The sequence below is a fragment of the Sphingopyxis sp. UBA6723 genome (assembly GCF_002454115.1).
Lineage (GTDB): Bacteria > Pseudomonadota > Alphaproteobacteria > Sphingomonadales > Sphingomonadaceae > Sphingopyxis.
In genome coordinates this window covers 586137-612169 of the sequence record NZ_DKIH01000013.1, presented here as the reverse complement: position 1 = coordinate 612169, position 26033 = coordinate 586137, and the positions used below count along the sequence as shown (strand labels likewise).

At 64.6% G+C, this 26033-nt stretch carries 27 protein-coding genes; 11 read left to right on the top strand and 16 right to left on the bottom strand.

Going from position 1 to position 26033, the window contains the following annotated elements; translation table 11 throughout:
- Positions 1-14 precede the first annotated feature (14 nt).
- Both B4F07_RS16145 and B4F07_RS16140 read left to right on the top strand, forming a co-directional pair.
- A complete protein-coding gene (locus B4F07_RS16145; RefSeq protein WP_293699110.1) occupies positions 15-1400 on the top strand; it encodes a cytochrome ubiquinol oxidase subunit I in 1386 nt (461 codons plus the stop codon).
- Positions 1397-2404, top strand: coding sequence for a cytochrome d ubiquinol oxidase subunit II (locus tag B4F07_RS16140; protein ID WP_293699113.1), 1008 nt, complete (start codon positions 1397-1399; stop codon positions 2402-2404). The genes B4F07_RS16145 and B4F07_RS16140 overlap by 4 nt, the downstream gene beginning before the upstream one ends.
- Here B4F07_RS16140 and B4F07_RS16135 read toward each other — a convergent pair.
- The 4 genes from B4F07_RS16135 to B4F07_RS16120 all read right to left on the bottom strand — a co-directional run bounded on the left by B4F07_RS16135 (position 2391) and on the right by B4F07_RS16120 (position 7362).
- Complete coding sequence (locus tag B4F07_RS16135; protein WP_293704904.1) at positions 2391-3032, bottom strand: D-Ala-D-Ala carboxypeptidase family metallohydrolase; 642 nt, start codon at positions 3030-3032, stop codon at positions 2391-2393. The genes B4F07_RS16140 and B4F07_RS16135 overlap by 14 nt on opposite strands.
- On the bottom strand, positions 3029-3676 hold the full coding sequence (locus B4F07_RS16130) for a 5'-methylthioadenosine/S-adenosylhomocysteine nucleosidase (protein WP_293699118.1): 648 nt from the start codon (positions 3674-3676) through the stop codon (positions 3029-3031). Before B4F07_RS16130 ends, B4F07_RS16135 begins: the two co-directional genes overlap by 4 nt.
- A gap of 344 nt (positions 3677-4020) precedes the next feature.
- Positions 4021-4572 carry a SixA phosphatase family protein gene (locus B4F07_RS16125; RefSeq protein WP_293700913.1) on the bottom strand — a complete coding sequence of 184 codons (552 nt, stop codon included), beginning with the start codon at positions 4570-4572 and terminating at the stop codon, positions 4021-4023.
- A gap of 57 nt (positions 4573-4629) precedes the next feature.
- On the bottom strand, positions 4630-7362 hold the full coding sequence (locus B4F07_RS16120) for an ATP-dependent DNA helicase (protein WP_293700912.1): 2733 nt from the start codon (positions 7360-7362) through the stop codon (positions 4630-4632).
- Between the two features lie 278 nt (positions 7363-7640).
- Between B4F07_RS16120 and B4F07_RS16115 the strand changes: the two genes are divergently transcribed.
- Positions 7641-8372, top strand: coding sequence for a hypothetical protein (locus tag B4F07_RS16115; protein WP_293700911.1), 732 nt, complete (start codon positions 7641-7643; stop codon positions 8370-8372).
- Between the two features lie 80 nt (positions 8373-8452).
- On the opposite strand, the gene B4F07_RS16110 is transcribed toward B4F07_RS16115, so the two are convergent.
- Positions 8453-8821 carry a PilZ domain-containing protein gene (locus B4F07_RS16110; RefSeq protein WP_293700910.1) on the bottom strand — a complete coding sequence of 123 codons (369 nt, stop codon included), beginning with the start codon at positions 8819-8821 and terminating at the stop codon, positions 8453-8455.
- Positions 8822-8963: 142 nt separating this feature from the next.
- On the opposite strand from B4F07_RS16110, the gene B4F07_RS16105 reads away from it, so the two are divergent.
- The 4 genes from B4F07_RS16105 (at position 8964) to B4F07_RS16090 (ending at position 12690) form a co-directional block, all read left to right on the top strand.
- A complete protein-coding gene (locus B4F07_RS16105) occupies positions 8964-9950 on the top strand; it encodes an NAD(P)-dependent alcohol dehydrogenase (RefSeq protein ID WP_293700909.1) in 987 nt (328 codons plus the stop codon).
- Between the two features lie 88 nt (positions 9951-10038).
- Positions 10039-11619: a lysine--tRNA ligase gene (locus tag B4F07_RS16100; protein ID WP_414711702.1), complete on the top strand. Its 1581-nt coding sequence runs from the start codon at positions 10039-10041 to the stop codon at positions 11617-11619.
- Positions 11620-11728: 109 nt separating this feature from the next.
- Positions 11729-12214 (top strand): DUF3291 domain-containing protein, encoded by a 486-nt coding sequence (locus tag B4F07_RS16095; RefSeq protein ID WP_293700908.1) that lies wholly within the window; start codon positions 11729-11731, stop codon positions 12212-12214.
- A complete protein-coding gene (locus tag B4F07_RS16090; protein WP_293700907.1) occupies positions 12211-12690 on the top strand; it encodes an asparaginase domain-containing protein in 480 nt (159 codons plus the stop codon). Before B4F07_RS16095 ends, B4F07_RS16090 begins: the two co-directional genes overlap by 4 nt.
- 6 nt (positions 12691-12696) lie before the next feature.
- Here B4F07_RS16090 and B4F07_RS16085 read toward each other — a convergent pair whose 3' ends face one another.
- Positions 12697-13728, bottom strand: a complete 1032-nt coding sequence (locus tag B4F07_RS16085) for a fatty acid desaturase family protein (protein WP_293700906.1) — start codon at positions 13726-13728, stop codon at positions 12697-12699.
- A gap of 207 nt (positions 13729-13935) precedes the next feature.
- On the opposite strand from B4F07_RS16085, the gene B4F07_RS16080 reads away from it, so the two are divergent.
- On the top strand, positions 13936-16515 hold the full coding sequence (locus tag B4F07_RS16080) for a putative bifunctional diguanylate cyclase/phosphodiesterase (RefSeq protein ID WP_293700905.1): 2580 nt from the start codon (positions 13936-13938) through the stop codon (positions 16513-16515).
- A 128-nt stretch (positions 16516-16643) separates the two neighbouring features.
- On the opposite strand, the gene B4F07_RS16075 is transcribed toward B4F07_RS16080, so the two are convergent.
- Positions 16644-17915 carry a metal-dependent hydrolase family protein gene (locus B4F07_RS16075; protein ID WP_293700904.1) on the bottom strand — a complete coding sequence of 424 codons (1272 nt, stop codon included), beginning with the start codon at positions 17913-17915 and terminating at the stop codon, positions 16644-16646.
- A gap of 117 nt (positions 17916-18032) precedes the next feature.
- Positions 18033-18638, bottom strand: coding sequence for an RcnB family protein (locus B4F07_RS16070; RefSeq protein WP_293700903.1), 606 nt, complete (start codon positions 18636-18638; stop codon positions 18033-18035).
- 24 nt (positions 18639-18662) lie between these two features.
- On the opposite strand from B4F07_RS16070, the gene B4F07_RS16065 reads away from it, so the two are divergent.
- Entirely contained in the window at positions 18663-18941 is a 279-nt protein-coding gene (locus B4F07_RS16065; RefSeq protein WP_293700902.1) for a hypothetical protein, read from the top strand.
- Positions 18942-19151: 210 nt separating this feature from the next.
- On the opposite strand, the gene B4F07_RS16060 is transcribed toward B4F07_RS16065, so the two are convergent.
- Both B4F07_RS16060 and B4F07_RS16055 read right to left on the bottom strand, forming a co-directional pair.
- Positions 19152-19697 carry a (2Fe-2S)-binding protein gene (locus B4F07_RS16060; protein ID WP_293700901.1) on the bottom strand — a complete coding sequence of 182 codons (546 nt, stop codon included), beginning with the start codon at positions 19695-19697 and terminating at the stop codon, positions 19152-19154.
- Positions 19698-19724: 27 nt separating this feature from the next.
- Entirely contained in the window at positions 19725-20489 is a 765-nt protein-coding gene (locus B4F07_RS16055) for a class II aldolase/adducin family protein (RefSeq protein WP_293700900.1), read from the bottom strand.
- Positions 20490-20763: 274 nt separating this feature from the next.
- On the opposite strand from B4F07_RS16055, the gene rpsU reads away from it, so the two are divergent.
- Together rpsU and B4F07_RS16045 are read left to right on the top strand one after the other, a co-directional pair.
- On the top strand, positions 20764-20970 hold the full coding sequence (gene rpsU / locus B4F07_RS16050; RefSeq protein ID WP_037510267.1) for a 30S ribosomal protein S21: 207 nt from the start codon (positions 20764-20766) through the stop codon (positions 20968-20970).
- A 369-nt stretch (positions 20971-21339) separates the two neighbouring features.
- Positions 21340-21888, top strand: a complete 549-nt coding sequence (locus B4F07_RS16045) for an FKBP-type peptidyl-prolyl cis-trans isomerase (RefSeq protein ID WP_293700899.1) — start codon at positions 21340-21342, stop codon at positions 21886-21888.
- Positions 21889-21968: 80 nt separating this feature from the next.
- Here B4F07_RS16045 and B4F07_RS16040 read toward each other — a convergent pair whose 3' ends face one another.
- The 6 genes from B4F07_RS16040 to pyrE are packed head-to-tail and all read right to left on the bottom strand — an operon-like array spanning position 21969 to position 25898.
- Positions 21969-23081, bottom strand: a complete 1113-nt coding sequence (locus tag B4F07_RS16040) for an AI-2E family transporter (RefSeq protein ID WP_293700898.1) — start codon at positions 23079-23081, stop codon at positions 21969-21971.
- A gap of 11 nt (positions 23082-23092) precedes the next feature.
- The gene (gene lepB, locus B4F07_RS16035; protein WP_293700897.1) at positions 23093-23935 is read right to left on the bottom strand and encodes a signal peptidase I; all 843 of its coding nucleotides are present in this window, start codon (positions 23933-23935) and stop codon (positions 23093-23095) included.
- Positions 23936-23942: 7 nt separating this feature from the next.
- Entirely contained in the window at positions 23943-24344 is a 402-nt protein-coding gene (gene acpS, locus B4F07_RS16030) for a holo-ACP synthase (protein ID WP_293700896.1), read from the bottom strand.
- Complete coding sequence (locus B4F07_RS16025; RefSeq protein WP_293700895.1) at positions 24341-24574, bottom strand: hypothetical protein; 234 nt, start codon at positions 24572-24574, stop codon at positions 24341-24343. Before B4F07_RS16025 ends, acpS begins: the two co-directional genes overlap by 4 nt.
- Positions 24571-25317, bottom strand: coding sequence for a pyridoxine 5'-phosphate synthase (locus tag B4F07_RS16020; RefSeq protein WP_293700894.1), 747 nt, complete (start codon positions 25315-25317; stop codon positions 24571-24573). The genes B4F07_RS16025 and B4F07_RS16020 overlap by 4 nt, the downstream gene beginning before the upstream one ends.
- Complete coding sequence (pyrE, locus tag B4F07_RS16015) at positions 25314-25898, bottom strand: orotate phosphoribosyltransferase (protein WP_293700893.1); 585 nt, start codon at positions 25896-25898, stop codon at positions 25314-25316. The genes B4F07_RS16020 and pyrE overlap by 4 nt, the downstream gene beginning before the upstream one ends.
- Positions 25899-26033: the final 135 nt, after the last annotated feature.

Here is a 26033-nt window from a genome sequence, read left to right as displayed (position 1 = left end):
GAAGGACGCTGACCATGGACGCACTTGATCCGCTGATCCTCGCGCGCATCCAGTTTGCCGCGAACATCAGTTTCCACATCCTGTTCCCGACGATCACCATCGCGCTTGGCTGGGCGCTGCTCGGCTTCAAGCTCGCGTACAACCGGACCAAAGATGAAGCGTGGATGGACGCCTATCGCCTGTGGGTGAAGGTGTTTGCGCTGAGCTTCGCGATGGGGGTCGTCTCCGGCATCACGATGAGTTTCCAGTTCGGCACCAACTGGCCGGGTTATATGGAAAAGGTCGGCAATATCGCCGGACCGCTGCTCGCATACGAAGTGCTCACCGCTTTCTTCCTGGAGGCGGTGTTCCTGGGGATCATGCTGTTCGGGTTCAGCCGGGTGCCGAATTGGGTCCACACGATGGCGACGCTGCTGGTCGCGGGCGGCACGACCTTGTCGGCGTTCTGGATCATCGTGCTCAACAGCTGGATGCAGACCCCGGTCGGATATGAAATCCGCGATGGCGTCGTCCATGCCACCGACTGGTGGGCAATCATCTTCAACCCGTCGATGCCGTACCGACTGATCCATATGCTGATCGCCTCGGCGCTGACCGTCGCGTTCCTGATCGCGGGGATGTCGGCGTGGCGCTGGCTGAAAGATGGCGGCGGCGAAGGCGTGCGGCGCACGTTGAAAGCCGCAATCTATGCCGCCGCGCTGCTCATCCCGGTGCAGATTTTCGTCGGCGACCTGCACGGGCTCAACACGCTGGAGCACCAGCCGCAAAAGGTCGCCGCGATGGAAGCGAATTGGGAGACGCGCAGCCACGTCCCGCTGGTGTTGTTTGCGATCCCCGACGAAGACGCGCGCACCAACCATCTGGAAGTGGCCATTCCCTCGGGCGCCAGCCTGATCCTGAAGCATGAAGCGGCAGGCGTCGTACCCGGCCTCAACGATTATGAAGGCAATCACCCGCCGGTCGGACCTTTGTTCTGGGGCTTCCGGATCATGGTCGGGATCGGGGTCGCGATGCTGGCGCTGTCTTGGTTCGCGGCGTGGACGATCTGCCGCCGCGGGGTCGACGCGATGCCGCGCTGGCTGGCGCACGGGCTGGTCGCAATGACCTTCAGCGGCTGGGTTGCGACGCTCGCGGGCTGGTATGTCACCGAAATCGGCCGCCAGCCGTGGCTGGTCACCGGGGTGCTCAAGACCGCCGACGCGGTCGGCCCGGTCGGCAGCGCGATGGTCGCGAGTTCGCTGACGCTGTATCTGGTCGTGTATGCGGTGCTGCTCACCGCCTATATCGCGGTGCTCTATCGCCTCGCGCGGCTGGGCAAGGCGGCGCCGAACGACAAGCCGATGTTCCCGGTGCCCACCATCGCCCCCGGCCCCGCCGCCCCGCAGGAGGAACCGGCATGACCCCGTTTATCGATCCCTGGTGGCTGCCGGTCATTTTTGCCGGGCTGATGGGACTGTCGATCCTGCTCTATGTCATCCTCGACGGCTATGATCTGGGCGTCGGGATGCTGACGCGGCTGGAGAAGGACGAGAACCGCGATTTGATGGTCGCGTCGATCGGGCCGTTCTGGGACGCCAATGAAACCTGGCTGGTGCTGGGTATCGGGCTTCTGCTGGTCGCCTTTCCGGTCGCGCACGGGCTGATCCTGACCCAATTGTATCTGCCGGTGGCGCTGATGCTGGTCGCGCTGATCCTGCGCGGGGTGTCGTTCGAGTTCCGCGCCAAGGCGGCCCCCGAGCACAAGCAGCGCTGGGACCATGCCTTCTTTGCCGGGTCGCTGCTCACCGCGCTGTGTCAGGGGTATATGCTCGGCGCCTATGTTCTGGGGTTCGACCAGAGCTTCGCGGCGGTACTGTTCTGCCTGCTCGCGGCGCTCGGGCTGGTCGCGGGCTATGTCTTCGTCGGCGCCTGCTGGCTGATCTACAAGGTCGAGGGCGATTTGCAGAAGCGCGCGGTGCGCTGGGCCGAAATCAGCCTGTGGGCAACCGCGCTGGCGATGGCGATCATCTCGATCGCGACGCCCTTGCTCTCGGAACGCATCTTCGACCGCTGGTTCCGCCTGCCCGAAATCATCGCGCTGCTGCCGATCCCGATCGCCGCCGCGACCTTGTTCATCGGCCTCGCAATCTTTCTGCGTCGCCCCCTGCGGGCGAAGGATGAACTGTCATGGGTGCCGCTGGCGGTGGCGGGCATCTTGTTCGCGCTGGGCTTCGTGGGCATCGCCTACAGCTTCTACCCCTATCTGATCGCCGACCGGCTCGACATCTGGCAGGCCGCGGCGTCGCCCGAGGCGCTGAGCATCATCCTGATCGGGGCGTTGTTCGTGCTGCCGGTAATTTTGGGGTATTCGGTGCTGGCGCACTGGATCTTTCGGGGTAAGGCGACGCACCTCAGCTACGAGTGAGGCACGGCGACGACGCGCCGCTGTAATCGGCACCCCAGCGGCGATAGCCCGCCGTGTCGATGTGGAAGCGCGTGATACCGTAAATCCCGAGGCCGACGCCGAAACGCGCGCCGGTGCGGGCGTGGAGCGGGCAAAGCTTGGCGATCAGCTCTTTGCGCGACAATGGGCGCATCGGCATCAGGTCGAGCGCCGCGAACCGCAGATGGCGGCTGGCCTTCGCGCCTTTGAAGCAAGTGTTGGCGACGGGATCGCGATAGCCCGATACGACCCGCACCGGTCCGGTTGCAGGCACCAGCTCGTCGCGAATATAGCGCAAGGTCGGGACCATCGCCGACCACAGCCGACGCGGCGGAACAGCAAAGGGCTGGCCCGCCTTGCAGCTGCGCCAGCGCGCGTCGCTGCGCAAAATATCGGCGAGCGGCAACACGTCGCCAACGCCTTCGCGCCGGAAAAAGGTCTCAATCGCGGCGACATCCGCTTCGACGGCGCCTGTGCGCCAAGCTGTAAACAGATCGGCGTCGCGCTCACCCTCGACACGAGCGATCGGCACGAGCGACCTAGTCAGCAAGATGAACGCCGCACCCCCCGCAATCGCAAACAAGAACGCGGCAACGAGCCAGCGCCTCACAGCGTCGCCACCAGCCGCTCGACCGCTTGGCCCGCCGTCCGCGCCGCGCGCCGCAAATTTGCCTCAAAATCGCCGCCGCTGGCGTCATTGGCCTCGTCGGTCACCGCCTTGATCGCCCCCCAAGGCTTGCCTAGCCGTGCCGCGGCCTGCGCCACCGCGCCGACCTCCATATCGACGAGCGTCGCGCCGAGCGATGCGAGGTCGGCGGCGGCAGCTGGGCAGGCGATAAAGCTGTCGCCGGTGGCGATCCGCGCGTGCGGCAGGCCCACGCCGGGGTCGGGCATCGCGGTGAAATGGGCTTCTCCCGGCTCGCCCATCGGCCAGTCGCCGGCGCGGTAGCGGCGGAAGGTGCCAGGGTGCGCCGCGCCATAGTCATGCTGGAGTGCCTCGACGATCCAATAGGCGCCCGGCGCTGCGCTGAGCGCGCCGCAGGTACCGGTCATCAGGATGAGATCGGCAACTGGGCCGAGCAAGCCGACGGCGAGCGCGGCGTTGACCTTGCCGAGGCCGCAGGTGGCGATGGTGATGGCGTGGCCGTGGGTGGTGAGGCGGCGGAGGGGGACGCGATCGGTTTCGCGGGTGCCAGTGTTGGGAAACAGCGCGTCGGCTTCTTCGGGGAGGGCGGCGAGGATGAGAAGGTTCATAGGGTGGGTTTAGCGGGCGTGGCGGTCATCGCCAGCCTTGATGACGAGGATCGCGCAGAGACACGAAGGAAACGGAGATTTCCTTGATTCACGCGGAGACGCGGAGAGACGGTTTCATCTCCGTTCGTGCTGGGCTTGTCGAAGCATTGTTCTTTCTGAGGCGTCGAAAAGAAAGGACGGCCCTTCGACAAGCTCAGGGCAAACGGTTTTGGAGATCTCCCTCCGCGTCTCCGCGTCTCCGCGTGCGCTTTGCAACGATCGCTTCGAAAGGCCACGTCGCGGCCCCTCCGTCAGCGCTTCGCGCTGCCACCTCCCCATCGCAGCCCGACAGGGAGGATGACCTGTCAGTCGTGGTCCATCGCAGGTGCCAGCGTCGGGTCCAGGTCGCGGGGACGAATGAAGGCGGCGAAGCGCGCCATGCCGGTGTCGAGGTCGTGCCAGTCGGCGATATCGAGTTCGAGCCGCGCCAGCGCCGATGTCGGCAGCTTTTCCTCGACCTCGCCGCGCAGCTCGTCGCCGCTCGTTTCCGGCACGAGCATCAGGATCAGATCCTCCAGCCCCGGATTATGCCCCGAAATCAGAAGATGATCGGCGTCACGGCCGGTGTCGCGGATCACGTCGATCAGCGTCGCGGCCGAAGCCAGATAGATGCGGCGGTCCCAATGCGGTTCGAGGTTGTCGAGATCGGCGGCGGGCTGGAAGATGTCGAGCGTTTCGGTGACGCGCACCGCGGGCGAGGCGATGATGCGGTCGACGGGCAGCTTTTGACGCTTCAGCCACTGGCCGATGATTTCGGCGCCGCGCGCGCCGCGCTTGTTGATCGGGCGGTCGAAATCGCGTTCGACCTGGACATCCCAACCCGATTTGGCGTGGCGTAGGATCGTCAAACTCTTCAAAATCTTCCCCCGCGCGTTCGCGCTTATGCCGTCGTTCGCCAGCCTTGTGCCGCAAACTTATGACGGTGAAAAGGCTGGAAAGGCGGTTTTTCGCCTTTCGACGTTGGCCGCGGCGACATGATTGACTGCCTCGTCGAGCGGCAGGCGGCGGATCGGGGTGCCTTCGGGAAAGGCGCTGAGCAAACGCGAGGGAAAGCTGGGCGAGAGCATCACGAACTGGCCGAAATCATCGGCGCGGCGGATCAGGCGCCCGAACGCCTGCCCGATGCGGCCGCGAATGACCATATCGTCATAAGCGCTGCCGCCCTGCGCCGCGCGCCGCGCCGCGTGGAGAATCGTCGGTCGCGGCCAAGGCACGCCCTCCATGATCACCTGTCGCAGCGATTCGCCGGGGACATCGACCCCGTCGCGCAGCGCATCGGTGCCGAGCAGCGAGGCGTGCGGGTCGGCGCGGAAGATGTCGACGAGCGTCCCGGTGTCAAGCGGATCGACATGCTGGGCATAGAGCGGGAGGCCCGCGCGCGCGAGGCGGTCGGCGATCCGGGCGTGGACGATGCGCAGCCGCCGGATCGCGCTGAACAGCCCCAGCGCGCCGCCACCCGATGCCTCGATCAACCGGCTATACGCCCCGGCGAGCGCGGGCAGGTCGCCGCGCGCGATGTCGGTGACGATCAGCACCTCCGACTGGCGGGCATAGTCGAACGGGCTGGGGACCGCGAAATGCTGGACCCCGCCGTCCATGTGGCGCGCGCCGGTGCGGATGTCGGCCTCGGTCCACCCGCTTGCACCGTGACCACTGCGCAAGGTCGCCGAGGTGACGAGGACGCCCTGCGCCGGACGATAGACGATGTCAGCGATCGGCCGCGCGGGATCGAGCCAGTGGCGGTGCAGGCCGGTGTCGAATTCGCGCCCGTCGTAGCGATCGATCGCCAGCCAGTCGACGAAATCGGGATTGGCCGGCCCGCCAACGCGCCCGAGCAGCGACAGCCAGCCGCCGAGCGTGTCGACCCGGGTACCCAAACTATGCCGCGCGCCATCGACCCGCGCCCGCGCCTGTCCGTCGAGCCAGTCGGGCGGATCGTCGACCAGCGCATCGAGCCGCTTGCCGAGCGCCAGCAGTGGGCGCAGCAGCGCCTCGACCGCGTCGCTCGCCGCGGCGGCCGCGGCGACCAGCGCCGCATCGGGATCGGCCAGCTCGGTTTCGAGGCCATAGCCCGCGTCGGCGGTGCGGGTATCGACCGCGCGCGCATAAACCTGTCCGCGCACCGCGGCGAGCAGCCGCTCGATCGCGCCCCACGGATCATTCTCGGACAATCGTCCGAGCCAGCCGTCGCCGGGCAGTTCGGCGGCGGCGGCAATCGCCGCCTGAATCGCGCGCTCGCCCGCTTCGTCATAGCTCGCGACATCGGCGAGGCGCGCCGCCAGCCCGCGCCGCCGCCCGCGCGACTTGCCCTCTGGCCCCAGCACCCAGCGGCGGATTTCGACCGCTTCCTGCCCGGTGAGCGCCGCGGCGAACATGCTGTCGGCGGCGTCCCACAGATGATGGCCTTCGTCGAAGATCAGCCGCGTCGCGGGCGCGCCGCCGTCGCGCGGGCGGGCGGCCTGCACCATCGTCAGCGCATGGTTGGCGATGACGATGTCGGCCTGCGTCGCGGCGCGCGCCGAGCGTTCGATGAAGCATTTGCGGAAATGCGGGCAGCCGGCATAGATGCACTCGCCGCGCCGGTCGGTCAGCGCGGTGGTGCCGTTGCGGCGGAACAGCGCCGGCAGCCAGCCGGGCAGGTCGCCGCCGACCATGTCGCCGTCGCGGGTATAGGCCGCCCAGCGCGCAACGAGTTGCGCGAGGATCGCGGCGCGGCCCGAAAAGCCGCCTTGCAAGGCGTCCTCCAGATTGAGCAGGCACAGGTAATTTTCGCGCCCCTTGCGCACCACGACCTTTTCGCGGTGCGTCGCGGCGTCGGGATACAGCCGCTCGGTCTCGCGCGACAGCTGGCGTTGCAGCGCCTTGGTAAAGGTCGAGATGCACACGCTGCCCGCCGACTGGTCGATCCACTGCTTGGCGGGGGCAAGGTAGCCGAGCGTCTTGCCGATCCCCGTTCCCGCCTCTGCGACCAGCATCTGCGGCGCATCCTTGCGTTCGCGCGGTTCGAAGATTGCGGCGGTCGCCTTGGCATATTCCTGCTGTCCCGGCCGCCGTTCTGCGCCGTCGCCGGTCAGGCGGTCGAGCCGCGCGGTGACGTCGTCGGGGTTGATGCGCACCTGGCGCGGCGCGGGGCGCGGCGGCGCTTCTTCCCATTCGGGCAGGCGCGCGAACAGCCAGCGTTCATTGGCATCGGGGGTCGTCAGCCGCGGCTGGACCAGCGGCGCCCAAGGCCAGCGCTGCCGCGCGAGCGCCTGAAGCCCGTGCCAGGCGCCCTCGCGTTCGGGCCAGGCGGGATCGTCCATCCCCGCGAGCATCGCCGCGGTCGCTTGCGGCAGAAAGGCGGCGATGTCTTCCTCGGCCTTTGGTGGGGTGACGCCGATCGTCGCGGCGATTCCCGCCGGAGTCGGCACGGCGAAGCGCGCGGGATAAAGGAAGGCGAAGAGTTCGAGCAGATCGAGCCCCGACAGCTCGGGATAGCCGAGCCGGTCGCCGGTCAGCGTGGCATTGAGCAGCAGATGCGGGGTCGCCGCAACCGCCGCAATCGCCTCACCGCGCCCAACGCGCTGCACGCGCCCCTGCGCATCGGCAATCCAGATGCCGACGTGGCTGGCGTGGATCGCAGGCAGGGGGGGAGACGCGGGGGGCATTGGTGAAGGGTAGGGACAAAAGGCGAACGCGGCAAGGTTGGTGACTGCTCCATTGCAGGATGCGCTATCGGCGTATGGAAAGCGAAGCCACCTCGATATGCAACGCTTGATGGCGGCAGTTGTGCAAGCCTGCAAACAAGTCCGAACCGAGACGCTGGTTTCTCATTCCGCAATTATTTCCTTTACCCCATATTCGGATCAAAGCTAATAATCACGCCGCGTCAGGGAGATGCGATCTAGTCGCCGTCGAATTTCGCCTCCGTGATTGCGAGGATCCGATGTCAAATATCCCGTACAGGAATGTAGGATTTTTCTTCGTCTTCCTAATGCTGCTTGTCGTCGCGGGTTTTACGCCGCGCATCGCCGGGACACCTTTTTTCGGGTATTTTGGCCAGATCGCAAATGCGGGGCGGGTACCGGCGGTCATCCACGCACACGCAGTGGCGGCGCTGACGTGGTTTGCTTTGCTGGCCCTTCAGGCGTTCTTGATCCGGGCGAACCGTCGCGATCTTCATCGGGCAATCGGCAAATCTTCGGTCGTAATCGCCGCGATGCTTTTCGTGACATCGCTGCTGGTCATGAAGCATTTCTACACGACGGCCATTGAGACGTTCCCGAGAGACGCGGTTCTTTCCGCACTGGCCCAATCTTTTACGGGTCTGACGCTGTTCGTCCTGTTCTTTTTCTTGGCGTTGAAGAACCGCCGAAACATATATCGACACGTCGCCTACATGGTCGCGGCGGCGCTAGCGACCGCTACGCCGGGACTGGCGAGGCTAGGCCTCTATGTTGTCGGGGGGCTTCCGGGGATATTGCTCGTGGTGGCGTTGATCTATGCGACGCTGCTCAGTTTTTTGTTACATGCTAAGATCGGTCTGCGGCAGCCGGTGTGGCGCGGCCCGTATCCGCCCATCATTGCATTGTTCCTGGTGGGGCACGCGATGGACTTTGTGGGCCGCCAAACGCCAGCCTGGCTTTGGTTCGCGGATAAAATCGTATCGATCTGGTGACACGGCAAAGAGTTCAGCCGAACCGAGGCCACTTGTCGTGCGCTTTGCGGCGCCGTCGTCCTGAAACGGATCGAAGTGGATTAGCTCAATCCACGGCGACCGAATACTGACGCACGGTTGCTCAGGAAAATCTGTGCGGGATCGATTATCACGGCATTCCGCGCGCGGGTCAGGGCGTTGTAGAGCGGGCCGTGGGTCAGTTCATAGGGGAAACGCACCCCCATCCGGTCGACTTCGGACCACATCACCACCGCATAAACAATCTCGCCGCCATAATGAATTTCGCAGCGCGAGCGCGCCGGCATGCTGGCCCCGTCGATCCGCGCCCCGCCTTCGGACAAATCGGTGATCTGGCCGTCAACAAGGTTGAGGACGCCGTTGACCGTGACGTCGAGCGCGACGGCGGTACGGGGCTGGCGACGGGGCTGCGGGATGCGGATATGGTCCATGGCGCGATGCTAGACCCCGGATGGTAAATTTTCCGGTAACGATACATGGCCGCCGCGATGCCCCGGTACATGGCGGCGGCTGGTACGCCGCACCGAAATATGGACAAGGGCGCCTCCCCACTCTCCAAATCAGGATTCGCCGATGAGAGCCGTTGTCTGCCCGCGCTACGGTGGTCCCGAGGTGCTGGAATTTCGGGACGTGCCGATGCCGCATCCGGCGGCGGACGAGGTCCGGGTCCGGGTGATCGCCACGTCGGTGACATCGGGCGACAGCCGAATGCGCGCGGCGCGCTTTCCAACCGGCCTGGGATTGATCGCACGGCCGTTTTTGGGCTTTCGGGGGCCGCGCCAGCCGATTTTGGGAACCGAGATCGCGGGGATTATCGATGCCGTCGGAACGGCGGTGACGCGCTACCGCCCCGGCGACGCGGTGATGGCGTTTCCGGGCGGAAAAATGGGGTGCCATGCTGAATATCGCTGCGTTGCCGAAACCGGAGCGATGGCGCGCAAGCCCGATGGCCTCAGCTTTGTCGATGCGGCGACCTTGTGCTTCGGGGGCAGCACCGCGCTGCATTTCCTGGATGTCGCGGCGGTGTCCGTCGGCGATCGGGTGCTGGTGGTCGGTGCATCGGGCGCGGTCGGATCGGCGCTGGTCCAACTGGCGCACCACCGCGGCGCAGCTGTGACCGCGGTGTGCAGCGGACGCAACGCCGATCTGGTGCGCGGGCTGGGGGCGGGGGCGGTGATCGACCACAGAACCACCGATTTCCGCGGCGAGCCGGGCGCCTATGACGTCATTTTCGAAACGACGGGCAGCATGGTGACGCGTCAGGCGCTGCCGCTGCTGCGGCCGCGTGGCTGGTTTGTCGCGATTGCGGCGGGATTGCCCGACATGCTGGCGACGATCGGGGCGCCGGGGCGACAGGGGCGGCGGATCGTCGCCGGTCCGGCCACCGAGCGGCCCGAGCATGTCGGGCAATTGGCCGCCTTGGTCGAAGGCGGCGTGCTGCGGCCGGTGGTCGATTGCACTTATGCCTTTGACGACATCGCCGCGGCGCACGCCTATGTCGATACCGGTCGCAAACGGGGATCGGTGGCGATCCTGATTGACCCGACAGCGCAGAGCTAGCGCCCGTTGCCGGACATCGCACGCTTGCAAAAACACGCAAAAGCGGGAAAGGGCGAAGCCCCTATCACCCGTGTACCGGAAGATTGTCGTGACCGAATTTCGTGCAGCCGCCCTCGCATCCAAGGCCTGGCCCTTTGAGGAAGCGCGCAAGCTGGTCAAACGCTATCCGGATGGCAAGCCGGACGGCGAACCGGTGTTGTTCGAGACGGGTTACGGCCCGTCGGGTCTGCCGCATATCGGTACCTTCAATGAAGTGCTACGCACGACGATGGTCCGCCGCGCTTATGAGGAAATGACCGGCGCGCCGACCCGGCTTGTGGCGTTCAGCGATGACATGGATGGCCTCCGCAAGGTTCCGGACAATGTGCCGAACCACGCAATGCTCACCGAACATCTCGGCAAGCCACTGACCGACGTCCCCGATCCGTTCGAGAAGTTTGAAAGTTTCGCGCATCATAACAATGCGATGCTGCGCGAGTTTCTGGATCGGTTTGGCTTTGAATATGAATTCGTCAGCTCGACCGAGCGGTACAAGTCGGGCGTGTTCGACGACGCCCTAAAGAACGTCCTGCGCCACAATCAAGACATTCTCGACATCATGCTGCCGACGCTGCGCGCCGAGCGCGCCGCTACCTATTCGCCGATCCTGCCGGTCAGCCCGACCTCGGGTGTCGTATTGCAGGTGCCGGTGACCGTCGTCGACGCCGATGCCGGGCTGGTGTCGTTCAAGGATCAGGGCGAGACGATCACGCATTCCATCCTGAGTGGCGGCGCCAAGCTGCAGTGGAAGGTCGACTGGGCGATGCGCTGGGTCGCATTGGGCGTCGATTACGAGATGTACGGCAAGGACCTGACCGACAGCGGCGTCCAGTCGGGCAAGATCGCCAAGGCGCTCGGCGGACGCAAGCCCGAGGGGCTGATTTACGAGATGTTCCTCGACGAAAAGGGCGAGAAGATCTCGAAGTCGAAGGGCAATGGTCTCAGCCTTGAGCAATGGCTCGACTATGGCAGCGAAGAGAGTCTGGCTTTCTTTGCCTATCGCGAACCGAAGGCGGCAAAGCAGCTGCATATCGGCGTGATCCCGAAGGCGGTCGACGAATATCTGCAGATGCGCGGCAATTACCCGGCGCAGGATGCCGACAAGAAGCTCGGCAATCCGGTGCATCACGTCCATGTCGCGCGCGGGCAGGAGGTGCCGACGACCGAATTACCGGTGACCTTCGGGTTGCTGCTCAACCTGGTCGGGGTGATGGGCGCCGATGCGTCGAAGGACCAGATCTGGCGCTATCTTGGTCAATATGTGGACGGCGCCGATGCCGCGAGCTATCCCGAGCTCGACCGGCTGATCGACAATGCGATGGCGTATAACCGCGACTATGTTGCGCCCACGCTGAACCGCCGCAAGCCGGCGGGCGGCGAAGTTGCGGCGCTGACCGAACTCGACGCGAAGCTCGCAGCGCTGCCCGCCGACGCGCGCGCCGACGACATCCAGAACATTGTGTACGAGATCGGCAAGAACGAGGCCTATGGCTTTGAAAATCTGCGCGATTGGTTCAAGGCGCTGTACGAAACGCTGCTCGGGTCGAGCGCCGGGCCGCGGATGGGCAGCTTTATTGCGTTGTTCGGGATCGACAACACGCGGCGGTTGATCGCCGAGGCACTGGCGTAAGCTTTTTCCATCCGATTGTGTCGAGCGAAGTCGAGGCACGCTGAAGACTGTACAACCGATGGGCATCTCGACTTCGCTCGATGCGAACGGGAATTGTTGGGGGGATGACATGGCGGAGTATGAACTGGCGCAGATCAATATCGCGCGGTTTCGCTTGCCCGCCGACCATGTCGCCAACCGCGATTTCATGGACGCGCTCGATGCGGTGAACGCGATTGCCGAGGCGAGCGAGGGCTTTGTCTGGCGGCTGGTCGGCGAGGGCAATGACGCGACCGACGTCGCCGTGACCGACGATCCGCAAATCATCGCCAATATGTCGGTATGGCGCGACGTCGATGCGCTCGCTGCGTTCGTTTATCGCGCACCCGAACATCTGGCGATCATGCGGCGGCGCAAGGAGTGGTTCGATCACATTGAAGTGTTCCAGGCGCTGTGGTGGGTTCCGGCCGGGCATCAGCCGACCGTGGCCGAGGGCATCGCGCGGATCGACAGTCTCGCCGCCAACGGTCCGACGGCAACCGCTTTCTCCTTCAAACAGCCGTTTGCTGCGCCCGATGGCACGCCGGCGCAACCGGTGCAGGACAAATGCGCATGATCGAGATTTTCACCACCGGCGGGACGATCGACAAAGTCTATTTCGACGCCTTGAGCGAATTTCAGATCGGGCCCGCGGCGATCCCCGACCTGCTCCGCGAAAATAATGTCCATGTTCCCCACCGGGTGACGCAGCTGATGCGCAAGGACAGCCTCGAACTGGACGATGCCGACCGCGCCGCGATCCGCGCGGCGGTCGAGGGCAGCGAGGCTGCGCACATCCTGGTCACCCATGGCACCGACACGATGGTCGTCACCGGGCGGATGCTGGCGGGGATCGCTGGCAAAACAATCGTGATGACGGGGGCGATGCAACCGGCGTCGGTGCGCGCCAGCGATGCAGAATTTAACGTCGGCTTTGCGCTGGCGGCAGCGCAGATCTTGCCGCCCGGGGTCTATATCGCGATTAACGGAATGATCTTTGATCCGGCGACGACCGAGAAGGACCGCGCCGGCGCGCGTTTCGTTGCGCAGTAGCGCGGCTCAGCCCTTTAACGTCACTTGCCGCAGCACCGCGGCGTAACCCGGTGCGATCGTCATCGATTCGTGGCGTCCGGCGCGGCCCAGCATCGCATGGACTTCCGCCAGCCGGTAACAGGGCACCCCCATGAACAGATGATGTTCGGCATGATAATTCACCCAATATGGCGCAACCGTGGCGCGGGCGAGCCAACCTGCGTGCGTGGTGCGCGCGTGGGTGAAGGGATCGTCGCTGCCGGTCGTGGTACATGCATGTTCGGCGATGTTGCGGATGCGCAAGTATAGCTGGAACGTTGTGGCCAGCCCGGCGAGCCAAAGCAGGTATGGCGTCCAGCCATAGAGCGCGAGCGAGGCGGCGAGCAGCACCGCCTGCACCAGCAGAAACCGCCCGACCGCGCGCGCCACCGCCATTGCGCCTGCCACATCAGCGGTCGGTGATGTCATGCCGTCGTCGGATTGTTTGTTGAACGGCGTCCCCGCCGTGGTGCTGGCGCGGCCCTTTTCGGCGGTTTCGCCGTGCAGCATCGCTTTCAGCCCGACGAGGGCGAAGCCGAACTGCGCCATCCGCTGCTTGAAAAAGGTCTGCCCGGTCAGATCGCGCAGTATCTTGCGGCCCAGGCTGGCACGGGTGGTGGGAAAGGGCTTCGACAGTGCCAGGTCGGGGTCTTCGGCCTGCTGGGTGAATTTGTGATGCTGCAGATGATAGGTGCGATAGGCGATGAGGTCGGAGCCGACCGCGGCCCCGGTCAGCCACTGGCCGAGGAAATTATTGGTCTTGCGCACCGGATGCAGCAGGCCGTGCGCCGCGTCGTGCATCAGGATCGCGAGGCCGAGCTGGCGCCCGCCGACAAAGATCACTGCCACCAGCCACGCGAGCGGGTTCTGTGACCATGCTGCGACACCCACCAGCGCGATGCTGACGACCCACGCATGGGCGACGAGCCAGATGCCGCGCCAGCGCGACGCGCTGGTGATCGCCGCCCATTGGCTGCGGTCGAAAAAGCGGTCGGGCGGGAGGAGGCGGACGGCGGGCATAAACTGCTATATCAAGTTGCGATGCGAAACGGAATAGCGTCCATAATGGCACAAGAACGGGGTTAACGCCCGCGCCGCGGTAAGGATTTGGCAACCTCTATTTGGCCACTGAACCGGGTGGACCAGACGAGCAGGACAAGCGGGAAATTGGGCGTTCGGCGCAGCATTATCCGGCCGACGGGCGTCGAACAATCGACGGATGAATTGTTGTTCGATTCGCCCGCGTTTCTCACCAGCCTGATGCGCGTGGCACAGCTGTGGCATTATGTGCTGATCGGTCGTGTGCTGGCGTTTCTGACCTTTGCCTTTGTGCCGGGGATCGCCGGTTTTCTGGATCATCCGTCGCAATGGCTGGTGATGGCGGCCGGGTTGCCGTGCGATGTCATGTTGAGTGTTATCGGCCAGTCGATGCGACGACCGCGCGCGGTGTCGAGCCGACGGCTGCGCCCCGTCGCGATGCTGTGCATGATTTTGATTGCGCTTGGCACCCTGCTCAACGCCGCGGCGATGTTCGCCGCGATCGCGTTTCCCGATGGCAGCACCCATTTCGACGCCTTTACCGCGATCCAGATCGGATCGCTGCTGGTCGCGGCGTCGGCCGCGGCGATTGTGCGTCCCGCGTTCTTCGCCTTTGCCGGGGCAACCGCATTTGGCGGCGCGATTGGCATCGCGTCCTGGCCCTTTGCGATCGCCGGTTTTGTGTTTCTGGGCCTGCTGATTGTGATGATGCGCGAGGATATTCGTTACCAGCGCCGCGCGACGCGGGCGGAGCGGCGGTTGGTCAGCGATCAGCAGCGCGCGCTCAACCTGATGCGCGATTTCGAACGCGCCGGGCGCGGCTGGTTCTGGGAAACCGACCGGCATGGCCAACTTGTCTATATCTCGCCAACGGTGGCGGCGCGGCTGGGCCGTCCGGCGTCCGACCTGCTTGGCAGGCCGTTTACCGACATCATCCGCAAACGCATCGGCAATGACGAAAATGAAGAGCGTACCTTGGGCTTCAGCCTGTCGTCGCGCACGCCGTTCAAGGAGTTGACGGTGCGGGCCGCGGTGGTGGGCGAGGAACGCTGGTGGTCGATTTCGGGCCACCCGATCAGCAATGAGCTCGGCAATTTTCAGGGATTCCGCGGCAGCGGCACCGACCTGACCGACAAAAAACGGTCGGATCGCGAAATCAACCAGCTGGCGCGGTATGACACACTCACCGGGCTCGCGAACCGGTCGCACATTACCGACTTGCTCGAACGGGCGCTCAAAAATCATATCGGCCAACCGCAGCCGTGCGCGCTGCTCCTGATGGATCTCGATCGATTCAAGGCGGTCAACGACACGCTGGGGCATCCGGTCGGGGACCAGTTGCTCCAACAGGTCGCGGGGCGGCTGACCCAGATCGTCGGCGACAAGGGACAGGTTGGACGATTGGGCGGTGACGAGTTCCAGATTGTGGTGCCGCAACTGAACCAGCCCGAAAAGCTGGCGGGAATTGCCAATGCGATCATCCTGAGCCTGGCAAAACCCTTTTCGATCGAGGGCGAGCAGGTCCGCGTCGGATCGTCGATTGGCATTGCCGTGTCGGACGGGCCGGGGGTGTCGGCATCGGCGTTGGTCCGCAACGCCGATCTCGCGCTCTATGCCGCCAAGGACGCTGGCCGCGGCGTCTATCGTTTCTATGCCGATGCGATGCACAACCAGGCGAGCGAGCGCAAAGCGATCGAGGACGCGCTGCGTGATGCGCTGGCGAAGGACGAGCTGCGATTACTCTATCAACCGATCGTCGATGTGCGCAGCGAAAGGATCACCGGGTTCGAGGCGCTGATCCGCTGGCACCACGCAACCGCAGGGTTGATCAGCCCGTCAAAATTCATTCCGATTGCCGAGGAATCGAACCTGATCGTCCCGATCGGTGAATGGATCATCCGCACCGCCTGCGCGACGATCGCGCAGCTTGGCCCCGATTACCGTGTCGCGGTCAATGTCTCACCGCGCCAGTTTGCCAACGAAAAACTGCCCGCGACGATCCTGAGCGCCGTGTCGGCGGCGGGCATCCGCCCCGAACAGTTGGAGCTGGAGATTACCGAGGGGGTGTTTCTTGACGAAAGCCCCGAAAATCTGGCGATGTTCCAGAAATTGAAGCGCACCGGGGTGCGGCTGGCGCTCGACGACTTCGGCACTGGCTATTCGGCGCTTGGCTATTTGAAGAAGGCGCCGTTCGACAAGATCAAGATCGACCAGAGCTTTGTCCTCGGTGCTGCCGATCCCAACAGCATGAACGCCGCGATCATCTCGTCGATCGTCGGGCTGGCGAGCGCGCTTAACATGGAAACGACCGCCGAAGGGGTCGAGACGCACGACGATCTCGCGCTGATCCGCGGGCTGGGATGCAGCCATGTCCAAGGATTCATTTATGGACGTCCGATGGAGTTGGCCGAGGTACAGGCGCTGCTGCGCGACGGTGGCGGGCGGGTCGAGGCGCGCGGGTTCAAAAGCGCCCGACAGCCGCGGCTGACGATTTTCCGTAGGATTCAGGTGGCGAGCGGCGGGTACCAATATGACGCCATCGTGCGTAATATGTCGCCGCGCGGGGCGCTGGTTGAAGGGCTTTGGAATGTCCCGCCGGGAACGGCGCTGACGCTGGAGTTCGGCAGTGATCAGATGCTCAGCGCCGAGGCGCGCTGGTCGGCGGGCAATCGCGTCGGGGTGAAATTTGCCAAGGCGGTTGATATGGATGCGTTGCTGGGACCGAAGACGGTGTCGCCCGCTAGAGGGCGGGTACGGCGGGCTGCTTAGGGCGCACGACCTTCAAGAATCAAACCCCGTGCTCCCCCGCGAAGGCGGGCGCCCATCACCTACCAGTGCCATCTTGAAGCCACCGGTGATGGGTCCCCGCCTTAACGGGGACACGGCGGTTCTTTACGTCAATCCGCCACCCGCCCGCGCACCATGACCCAATCGACCTTTTCCAGCACGCTCACATCGGCCAGCGGATCGCCCGAAACCGCGATCATGTCCGCCGACATGCCGGGAGCAATGCGGCCGATCTCGCTTTCCATTGACAGCGCCTTAGCCGCAACGGTCGTCGCGCTCGCCAGCGCCTCGCGTGGGGTCAGGCCGGCCTTGACCAGCAGCGCAAACTCGCCGCCGTTGCGGCCATGGTCGAACACCCCGGCGTCGGTGCCAAAGGCGACCGGCACGCCCAGCGCCTTGGCGCGGGTCACCGCCTTGCCGACGCTGCCCAGCGTCATGCGGACCTTTTCCTCGACCGTCGGGGTATAGATGCCCTTGCCGAGCCGCTCGCGGATGCCCTCGAACGCCATCAACGTTGGGACCAGATAGGTGCCCTTCGCCTTCATCACCTTCAGCGCCGCATCGTCGGCGAAGGTGCCATGGTCGATCGTGTCGATCCCCGCCGCCGCCGCAGCCTCGATGCCGCGAGCGCCGTGGGCGTGCGCCATCACCTTCAGCCCCAGCGAATGCGCGGTATCGGCGATGCTTTGCAGTTCGGGGCTGGTGAAGTGCCCCTCCAGCCCGCGGCCCTGCTGCGACAACACGCCGCCGGTCGCGGTGATCTTGATGATGTCGGCCCCGGCGCGCGAGGCCTTGCGCACCTTTTCGGCGCATTCGAGCGCGCCGGTGCAGGTGTAACCTTCATCGAGCACGTCATGGACGTCTTCGCGAAAGCCCGTGACGTCGCCATGCCCGCCGATGATCGATAGTGCCGGCCCGGCGGCGATGATCCGCGGCCCACTGATGAACCCCGCCGCGGTGCCACGGCGCAGCGAGTAAGCGGTGTATTGCGCCGATCCCGCCTCCCGCACCGTGGTGAACCCGGCACGCAGCGTGATACCGGCATTTTTCGTTCCAACGACGACGCCCCACTCGTCGGGATCGACCGCCGCGCTGCGGAAATCGCCGCCAGCGTCGCCGGTCAGATGGACATGAAGGTCGATAAGGCCGGGGAGCAGGGTCTTGTCACCCAGATCGACGATTTCGGCGTCAGCGGGAGCGGCGGTGCGGCCCGCCGTGATCGATGTGATGCGATCGTCGGTGATGACGATCGTCGATGGCCCCTGGGCGGGCTTGTCGGCGTCGGTGATCACGCGGCCGGCATAGATGACCGTGGTTTTGGCGTTCGCGGTGTTGCCGAGCAGCGCCAACGTTGCGGCGGCGGCGAGTCCGATTTTGCGCATCCTGTTTCCCCTGACTGATGCGCCACCGTGGCGCTCCGTGCAAAGGGAGGCAAGCCCATAAAAAGAGGGGCCGGACAAGCCGACCCCTCAAGTTTGTCTTCGGGTAATCGAAAGGACTTACCAGAAGAAATCGTGGATCACGTCGACGACCTGGCCGCTGTAGGTATCGACGAGGATCGCGTCGTTATAATAGCGGACCCAGCGATAGCCGTCATAGGCCGGGGGCAGGCGATACTGCCACGGATCGTTGATCCAGTAGCGGCTGCTATAGAACAGCGATCCCAGGCTGAAGCCGATGCTGAATCGCGTGTAGCGATGGTTGCGGTACGGCGAGTAATAGGCGGGCAGGCGATAGCGACTGCTGTACTGCTGGCGATAGTCGCGCCAGTTGTAGCGGCGGTCGTCGCGCCATGACCGGTTCCAATTGCCCCGGCGGTCGCTGTAGCGGCGATCGACGCGGTCGTTATTGTTGCGGTCGTAGCGCCGATCGATCTGACCGTCGCGATTGCGGTCATAGCGTCGGTCGCGCTGGTCGATGCGGTTGTTGTTGTTACGATCCCAGCGGCGATCAAGGTCGCCGTCGCGATTGCGGTCGTAACGGCGATCGACACGATTGTTGTCGTTGCGATCGTAACGCTGATCGACCTGACCGTTGCGATTGCGATCCCAACGGCGGTCAAGGCGCCCGTCGTTGTTCCGGTCATAGGCGCCGCCCTGGCGCACCTCGCGCTGTCCGTCCGCGCGCTGTTGCTGCCACTGCTGGCGTTGGGCCTGGCGTTGTGCGTCATCGCCGCGCTGCTGGCGTTGCGCCTGGCGCTGGGGGTCATTGGCGCGCTGTTGTTGACGCGCTTCGCTGCGCTGCTGGCGCACCTCGCTGCGTTGCACACGCTCGGCACGTGGCTGCGCCTGCTGCCGCTGGACGCGCGCTTCGCCGCCGCTATTGCCGCGGCGTACTTCGGGACCGCGCGGTCCACGGTCGCCGCGATTGCCGTCGCCGCGCTGCGCCAATTGTATGCGCTCGCCTGACGCCTGCGCGGCGGCCGGGGCAATGGGGGTCAGGATCGTCGCAGCGATCAGCAACCCTCCGAACATCTTTTTCATCTCGCCATTCTCCAACTCATGTCCCGATTGCTGGAGAGGCCAGCCGGGATGATGAATTGTGTGTTACCGGCGGCAAGATGATCGGCGGCTGAACCACGCTGTTGCCTGGGGTTCAGCTACATGAACGAAATGGGTTCAGGTGCCGGGGGGCAGGCGCAGCGCGGGGACGGCGCGCGCGGCGTCTTCGGGGCGGATGCCGGGGGGCGGCGCCGCGGCAATCCGATCCTCGCCGCGCAAGACGCGCCCGGCGCGGCGGATCGCGGTGCGGATGCGCGGATAGGTACCGCAGCGGCAGATGTTGGTGATTGCGGCGTCGATCTCGGCATCGCTGGGGTTGCTGTTGGTCCGCAGCAGCGCGGCGGCCGCCATGATCATCCCCGACTGGCAGAAGCCGCATTGCGGCACCTGTTCGGCGACCCACGCCTGCTGCACCGGATGGCTGCGGTCGCGCGACAGACCTTCGATCGTCGTGACAAACCGGCCCTCGCACTCGGCAATCGTCACCATGCAGCTGGGGATCGCCTCGCCGTCGATGTCCACGGTGCAGGCGCCGCATTCGCCGGTGCCGCAACCATATTTGGTGCCGGTCAGGTTCGAAGCGTCGCGCAGCGCCCACAGCAGGGGCGTGTCGGGCTCCATCCGATATTCGACCGGACGGTCGTTGACCGAGAATCGTGTCATGCCGGCTCGTTTAGCGCCGCCGCGTGATTAGTCACGCCAGCTTGAATCGATTTTGTCGACCTTGCGGACCATCGCATCGAATTCCATGCGACCGGCGCCGCCAGGGGGCGACGCCATATACAGGTCGCGCTGGTGGACGGCGATCACCTCGGGACTGACCTTGATCGGTGTTCCCATGCTGAGCGTCGCCATCTGATGCTCGCACGCGCGTTGCAGCGACCAGTATTTGATGAACGCTTCGGGCAGGCTCTTGCCCATCACAACGGGGCCATGATTTTTCAGCATCAGGATGCGCTTGTCACCCAGATTCTTGACCAGCCGCTCGCCCTCTTCTTCGCGGACGGTGACGCCTTCGAAGTCATGATAGGCGAGTTGGCCCTGAAAATTGCAGGCATAAAAGTTGACCGGTTGCAGCCCGCCTTCAAGCGAGCAGACCGCGACGGTGGCGGTCGTATGCGTATGAATGATCGCGTGGGCGTCCGGCAGTACGCGGTGGAACAGGCTGTGCTGCACAAAACCCGCCTTGTTCACATGCCAGGGGTTATCCTCGTCAACCTTGTTGCCGTCGATGTCGATCTTGACCAGGCTCGACGCATTCACCTCGCCGAAATGCATGCCATAGGGGTTGATCAGGAACGATCCTTCCTCATCCGGCACCTTCACCGTGATGTGGTTGAAGATCATCTCGTCCCAGCCCATCATCGCGAAAATCCGGTAACAGGCGGCCAGTTCCTGCCGTGCCGTCCACTCGGCTTCACTATATTTGCTGTTGCGCTTCAGCTGGGTCGCCATGGCCTGTCCCTTTGTCTTGTTAGTTTCGTCCTGCTACCTATGCCATAAGGCAAGGGGGCGGCACAATCCCGCAAGCAGGCCCTGCCGCTCGTCAGCGGGGCAGGGGTTTTTGCCGCGCAGGGGCTTGCATTTCGCCGCGAATCCTCTTATCGGCCCAGCCATCGGAACGTCGCGGGTTCGCGGCGCTTCTTTTATTGCCCTTATATCGGCGATTTTTGGCGGACCGGACATCGGGCCACTTTGATCGTTGGACGAACCGGAGACGACACGGCACATGCAGATCATCGTTCGCGACAATAATGTCGACCAGGCCCTTCGCGCGCTCAAGAAGAAGTTGCAGCGTGAGGGCGTGTATCGCGAAATGAAGCTGCGCCGTCATTACGAGAAGCCCAGCGAAAAGCGCGCGCGTGAGCACGCCGCCGCCGTCCGCCGCGCCCGCAAGATGGAGCGCAAGCGGATGGAACGCGACGGGATCAAGTAAGACCCGACCTTCCCGGTAAGGATTCGGATCGTGAAAATGGCGCTGCGGGCAACCGCGGCGCCTTTTTCGTTTTTTCGGATTTCGCGCAGTTGCGGCGGTAAAATCCTCCCTGTGGCGAAGCCATGGGGAGGGGAACCGCTTGCGCAGCAAGTGGTGGAGGGGCGACGACGTTGCGTTAGCGCCCCCCCATCAGCGCTTCGCGCTGCCACCTCCCCATCGCTGCGCGACAGGGAGGATCAGCACGGTCACTGCCTCTCGCAAAGTGCGTCACCGCCAGCACTCAATTCACGCTGGACCGCCCTGCACCGCTCCGACTATAGGCGTGCCCAACAATATGGCCCGTCAGGGCAGCGTTAAGGATCAGCGACAATGAGCGTAACGACGGTTCCCCTGCGCCCGGTAAGCAAAAAAGGCCTGTGGCTGATCTGGATCGGCGTGATTGCGCTGCTCGGTGCGGCCACCGCCTTTGCCTTTCATGTCACCCCGCGCATCGGGTTCGAGGTTGTCAAGGAAGGCACCGGCAACAGCCCGACCAAGGCCGACGTGGTGCTGGTGAAATATGAAGGCAAGCTGGACGACGGCACCGTGTTCGACGCCAATGAACAGGCGCCGATGCAGGTCGCGGGCGTCGTTCCGGGATTTGCCGAAGCATTGACCCGGATGAAGAAGGGCGGCGAGTATAAAATCACCATCCCGCCGCAGCTGGGCTATGGCGACCGCGCCACCGGGCCGATCCCCGCGAACAGCACGCTGCACTTTACCGTAACCCTGCTCGATTACCGGTCGGAAGCCGAGGTGCGCGCCATGCAGCAGCAGATGCAGCAACAACAGCAGATGATGCAGCAGCAACAGATGATGCAGGGCGCGCCGGACGGCGCTGGCCCGGCGGGACCGCCGCCGGGTGCGCCGCAGCCCTGACCCTGATTTCCGTTATCCCGATTGTTCCCGTCATCCCGGCCTTCGCCGGGATGACGAACTGAAAAGAGGGACGATGGTTTTCAGACTGCGACCGCCTTCGTATCCGTCGGCGGCGCTCCGGCATTCCTCTCAGCCTCGCGTTCCAGCGCGACCTTGATCATCGCGACGATCGGGTCGGCGAGGAACAGCCCCATGATGCCGAGGAGCGCGCCGAGCAGGATCTGCGCGCCGAGCACCAGCGCGGGGGCGAGGTCGACGGTCTTTTTGGCGACCATCGGCACGATCAGATAGCCGTCGACCGTCTGGACGACCAGATAGATGACGATCGCCCACAGCCCAGCGTCGACTCCGGCCGAAAAGCCGACGAGCACCAGCAATACGCCCGACACGATCGCGCCGATGTTGGGAATGAAGGCGAGCAGGCCGGTCAGCAGGCCGAGCAACGCCGCCATCGGGATGCCGACCGCCATGCATGCGAGCCAGGTGCCGACCCCCTCGACGAACATGCCGAGCAGGCGGCCCGCCATCAACCGGCGCAGGGTGAACCCCATCCGCGCGGTGGTGATGTAGAAATTTTCGCGGTTCTTCATCGGCAGCATCCACGCGACGCCGCGTTCATATAGCCGCGGTTCGATCGCAATGAACACGCCGAGCACGAGGATCATCACCAGACTGGTGAATGCGCCGACGACCGAGCCGACCGCGGCGGTGACGCGACCAAAGGTGCCGGCAAAATTGTCCGAGATCGTCTTGGTGTCGAGCTGGAAGCTGCCCATGCCATGATCGCTTGCCCACGCCGCCAGCCGTTCGATCTGCGCCATCACAACGCTTTGCAGGCTCAGCGCCTGCGCCGCGATCTGCGATCCCGCGAACATCGCGGTCCAGACCATGAAGAGCAGCACCGACAGGCAAACGATCAAAAGACGCCAGCCGCGCCCGATTGGCAGGATGCGGCCAAGCAGGCGGGTGCCGCCGTCGAGGATCGCGGCCATGACGATCGCCGCAAAAATCAGCAGGATCGGCTGGATCAGCACAATGCAGGCGGCAATGAGCAGGGCGAGGCCAAGCCAGACGCTGGCCTTGAGCAATTCGGTGCGGACGAGGTGGCTGCGGATCTCGGTCGGGCCGGGGGCGTTGGCGGTCGCCTTGGCGCGCGCCTGAGCGCGCTCTTTCCGCTCGACCCGCTCCACCATGTCCTCGCTCCCTATTTTGCTGTGCTGCTACGTTCGGGGCGCAAGTCGGTTCCCGCGCGGCCAGAGCGCAGCGCGTTGAACCAGCTGAGCGGGTTGTACCATATCGCGGTGCCATCGGTGGAGAAGCTGATGATCTCGGCCCGCCCCGCGATGACATCGAACGGGACGGGGCCACCGAGCCCCTTTTGCGATGTGTCCACCCGGCTGTCGGCGCTGCCGTCGCGGTTGTCGCCCATCAGGAACAGATGATCGGCGGGGACTTTGATCGGGCCGTAATCGTCGGTGGTGTATCCCGGTCCCATGTCGATGGTGTCAAAGGTCGCGCCGCCTGGCAGCGTTTCGCGCACAATCGGTAGTTCGAGCATTTCGCGCCCGTCGGCCCCACGGGTGATAAAGCGGTCAAGGCTGCTGCCCATGATCGGCAGGTTCGGATCGACGGGGAGCGCCAGCAGCGGCTGGACTTCGCGCTTCACCGGTTTGCCGTTAATGCTGAGTTCGCCGTTGGTCAGCTGGATCGTGTCGCCGGGCAGGCCGATAACGCGCTTGATATAGTCGATCCGCGTCACCGGATGTTCGAGCACGACGATGTCGCCGCGTTCGGGCAGTTTGCCGAAGATCCGGCCTTCGGTTTTGGGCGCGAGATGAAAACTGACCGAGGCATAGGACCAGCCATAGGGATATTTGCTGACGATCAGCCGGTCGCCGTTGCGCAGCACTGGCATCATCGAATCGGACGGGATATAGAAAGGCTTGGCGACGCAGCTGTGGATGCCCAGCACAAGCAGCAGGATCACCACGATGTCGCGGATCAATTTGCCCCAGCTGCCGTCGTCCTGCGCCTTGTTCTTCGCCATTGTCCCGTCAGTCCTTGATTGCTTCGATGATGACGAACGCCTGCGCCCACGGATGGTCGTCGGTCAGGGTCAGGTGGATGTGCGCGGTGTAGCCCGCCGGGATCATCGCAGCGAGCCGTTCGGCGGCGCCGCCGGTCAGTGCCAGCGTCGGGGCGCCAGAGGGCGCGTTGACGACGCCGATGTCCTTCATGAACACGCCGCGCTTGAAACCGGTGCCGACGGCTTTCGAGAAGGCTTCCTTGGCGGCGAAGCGCTTGGCGTAGGTGCCGGCGCGGGTGTAGGGGCGGCGCGCGGCCTTGGCGCGCTCGACATCGGTGAAGACGCGATTCTCGAAGCGCTCGCCGAAGCGGTCGAGCGAGTTTTGGATGCGCTCGATATTGCAGAGGTCGGAGCCGAGGCCGATGATCACCTGCTGCGGTCCTCGGTTTCGCGGCCCGAGGCGAAGCGCCAGCCGGCCCAAGTGGCCAGCTGCGCGGCGAGCGTCGCACCGATCGCGATGATCAAGATCGGGGGAATTTCCACGTGGCGATCGCTTGCCAGATCCCATCCGAGCTTCGCGAACATCAGCAGGATCAGCAGCGTTGCACCGACCTTCAGAAGCCCGGACACAAGCAGGAGGGTATTTTGGGGCGCGTTCATCCGCGCGCCTCGTCCATCAGGTCGCGCATCCGGCGCACTGCATCTTCCAGCCCGGTAAAGATCGCTTCGCCGATCAGATAATGGCCGATGTTGAGCTCGGCGAGCTGCGGGATCGCCGCAACCGGGACGACATTCTCATAGGTCAGGCCATGCCCGGCATGCGGTTCGATGCCATTTTTCCACGCCAGCGCCGCGGCGTCGGCGAGGCGCCGCAGTTCCACGGCGCGTTCTTCGCCTTCGCAATGGGCGTAGCGGCCGGTGTGAAATTCGACGACCGGCGCGCGCAGCATCATCGCCGCCTCGATCTGGCGCGGGTCAGGCTCGATGAACAGGCTGACGCGAATCCCCGCATCGGATAGTCGCGCGACGATCGGGGCGAGGTGGTTATGCTGGCCTGCGGCGTCGAGCCCGCCCTCGGTCGTGCGCTCCTCGCGCTTTTCGGGGACGATGCATGCGGCGTGGGGGCTGTGGCGCAGCGCGATCGCGACCATCTCGTCGGTTGCCGCCATCTCCAGGTTCAGCGGCAGGTCGGTCGCCGCCTGGATGCGCGCCAGGTCGTCGTCGCGGATATGGCGCCGGTCCTCTCGCAAATGCGCCGTGATGCCGTCCCCGCCGACCGATGCGACGATTTCGGCCGCACGCACCGGGTCGGGATGCTCGCCGCCGCGCGCGTTACGGATCGTCGCGACATGGTCGATGTTGACCCCCAGGCGGAGGCGACCAGAGGAATGATTGGCGCTCAATTCGCGCGGCTCCCGGGCTTGATCGCTTCGGAGCCCGCCAGATGGTCAGGCAGTTCGTCGGCGGCGTAGGTCGGGAAATTGATCGCGACGAGCGGATAGAAGGGGACGCCGAGGTCGACATTGCTGCCCGCCGAGCGATCGACCAGTGCCGCCTCGGCAATCACGTCGCCGCCGGCCGCCGCGACGCACGCCATCGCTTCGCGCGACGACAGGCCGGTGGTCACGACATCCTCGACCATCAGCACTTTCGCGCCGGGTTCGATGGTGAAGCCGCGGCGGAGTTCAAAGGTGCCGGTCGGTCGCTCGACGAAAATCGCAGGCTTGCCGAGCGCGCGGCCCATTTCATGGCCGATGATGACGCCGCCCATCGCCGGGGACACCACGACGTCGATCGCCTGCTTGAGGTCGCGAGGGAGTTTCGCGGCGAGGGCGACCGCGAGCCGCCCGGCGCGCTCGGTATCCATCAGCACGCGCGCGCATTGCAGATAATATTCGCTGTGGCGCCCCGACGAGAGCAGGAAATGGCCTTGGAGCAGGGCTTCGGCGGCGCGGAATTCGGCCAGAATTTCATCATCGGTCATGGGAGACTTGTTCTTTTATCCAGAGCGTCGCCCTTTGCGGGCGACCGGGTTTTGGCGGTGAAGATTTGCCAGCCGTAAAATAGTGTTAGAGATGCTTGAGGCAAGCGGCAAGCGGGTCTATAGCGCCCGCGAGAT

What these genes read in the sequence shown, in the direction of transcription:
- B4F07_RS16145 (WP_293699110.1), top strand. Translation starts at nt 15, where the DNA reads ATGGACGCACTTGATCCGCTGATCCTCGCGCGCATCCAGTTTGCCGCG.
- B4F07_RS16140 (WP_293699113.1), top strand. Translation starts at nt 1,397, where the DNA reads ATGACCCCGTTTATCGATCCCTGGTGGCTGCCGGTCATTTTTGCCGGG.
- B4F07_RS16130 (WP_293699118.1), bottom strand. Translation starts at nt 3,676, where the DNA reads ATGAACCTTCTCATCCTCGCCGCCCTCCCCGAAGAAGCCGACGCGCTG.
- B4F07_RS16120 (WP_293700912.1), bottom strand. Translation starts at nt 7,362, where the DNA reads ATGCCCCCCGCGTCTCCCCCCCTGCCTGCGATCCACGCCAGCCACGTC.
- B4F07_RS16115 (WP_293700911.1), top strand. Translation starts at nt 7,641, where the DNA reads ATGTCAAATATCCCGTACAGGAATGTAGGATTTTTCTTCGTCTTCCTA.
- B4F07_RS16110 (WP_293700910.1), bottom strand. Translation starts at nt 8,821, where the DNA reads ATGGACCATATCCGCATCCCGCAGCCCCGTCGCCAGCCCCGTACCGCC.
- B4F07_RS16105 (WP_293700909.1), top strand. Translation starts at nt 8,964, where the DNA reads ATGAGAGCCGTTGTCTGCCCGCGCTACGGTGGTCCCGAGGTGCTGGAA.
- B4F07_RS16095 (WP_293700908.1), top strand. Translation starts at nt 11,729, where the DNA reads ATGGCGGAGTATGAACTGGCGCAGATCAATATCGCGCGGTTTCGCTTG.
- B4F07_RS16090 (WP_293700907.1), top strand. Translation starts at nt 12,211, where the DNA reads ATGATCGAGATTTTCACCACCGGCGGGACGATCGACAAAGTCTATTTC.
- B4F07_RS16085 (WP_293700906.1), bottom strand. Translation starts at nt 13,728, where the DNA reads ATGCCCGCCGTCCGCCTCCTCCCGCCCGACCGCTTTTTCGACCGCAGC.
- B4F07_RS16075 (WP_293700904.1), bottom strand. Translation starts at nt 17,915, where the DNA reads ATGCGCAAAATCGGACTCGCCGCCGCCGCAACGTTGGCGCTGCTCGGC.
- B4F07_RS16060 (WP_293700901.1), bottom strand. Translation starts at nt 19,697, where the DNA reads ATGACACGATTCTCGGTCAACGACCGTCCGGTCGAATATCGGATGGAG.
- B4F07_RS16055 (WP_293700900.1), bottom strand. Translation starts at nt 20,489, where the DNA reads ATGGCGACCCAGCTGAAGCGCAACAGCAAATATAGTGAAGCCGAGTGG.
- rpsU (WP_037510267.1), top strand. Translation starts at nt 20,764, where the DNA reads ATGCAGATCATCGTTCGCGACAATAATGTCGACCAGGCCCTTCGCGCG.
- B4F07_RS16045 (WP_293700899.1), top strand. Translation starts at nt 21,340, where the DNA reads ATGAGCGTAACGACGGTTCCCCTGCGCCCGGTAAGCAAAAAAGGCCTG.
- B4F07_RS16040 (WP_293700898.1), bottom strand. Translation starts at nt 23,081, where the DNA reads ATGGTGGAGCGGGTCGAGCGGAAAGAGCGCGCTCAGGCGCGCGCCAAG.
- lepB (WP_293700897.1), bottom strand. Translation starts at nt 23,935, where the DNA reads ATGGCGAAGAACAAGGCGCAGGACGACGGCAGCTGGGGCAAATTGATC.
- B4F07_RS16025 (WP_293700895.1), bottom strand. Translation starts at nt 24,574, where the DNA reads ATGAACGCGCCCCAAAATACCCTCCTGCTTGTGTCCGGGCTTCTGAAG.
- pyrE (WP_293700893.1), bottom strand. Translation starts at nt 25,898, where the DNA reads ATGACCGATGATGAAATTCTGGCCGAATTCCGCGCCGCCGAAGCCCTG.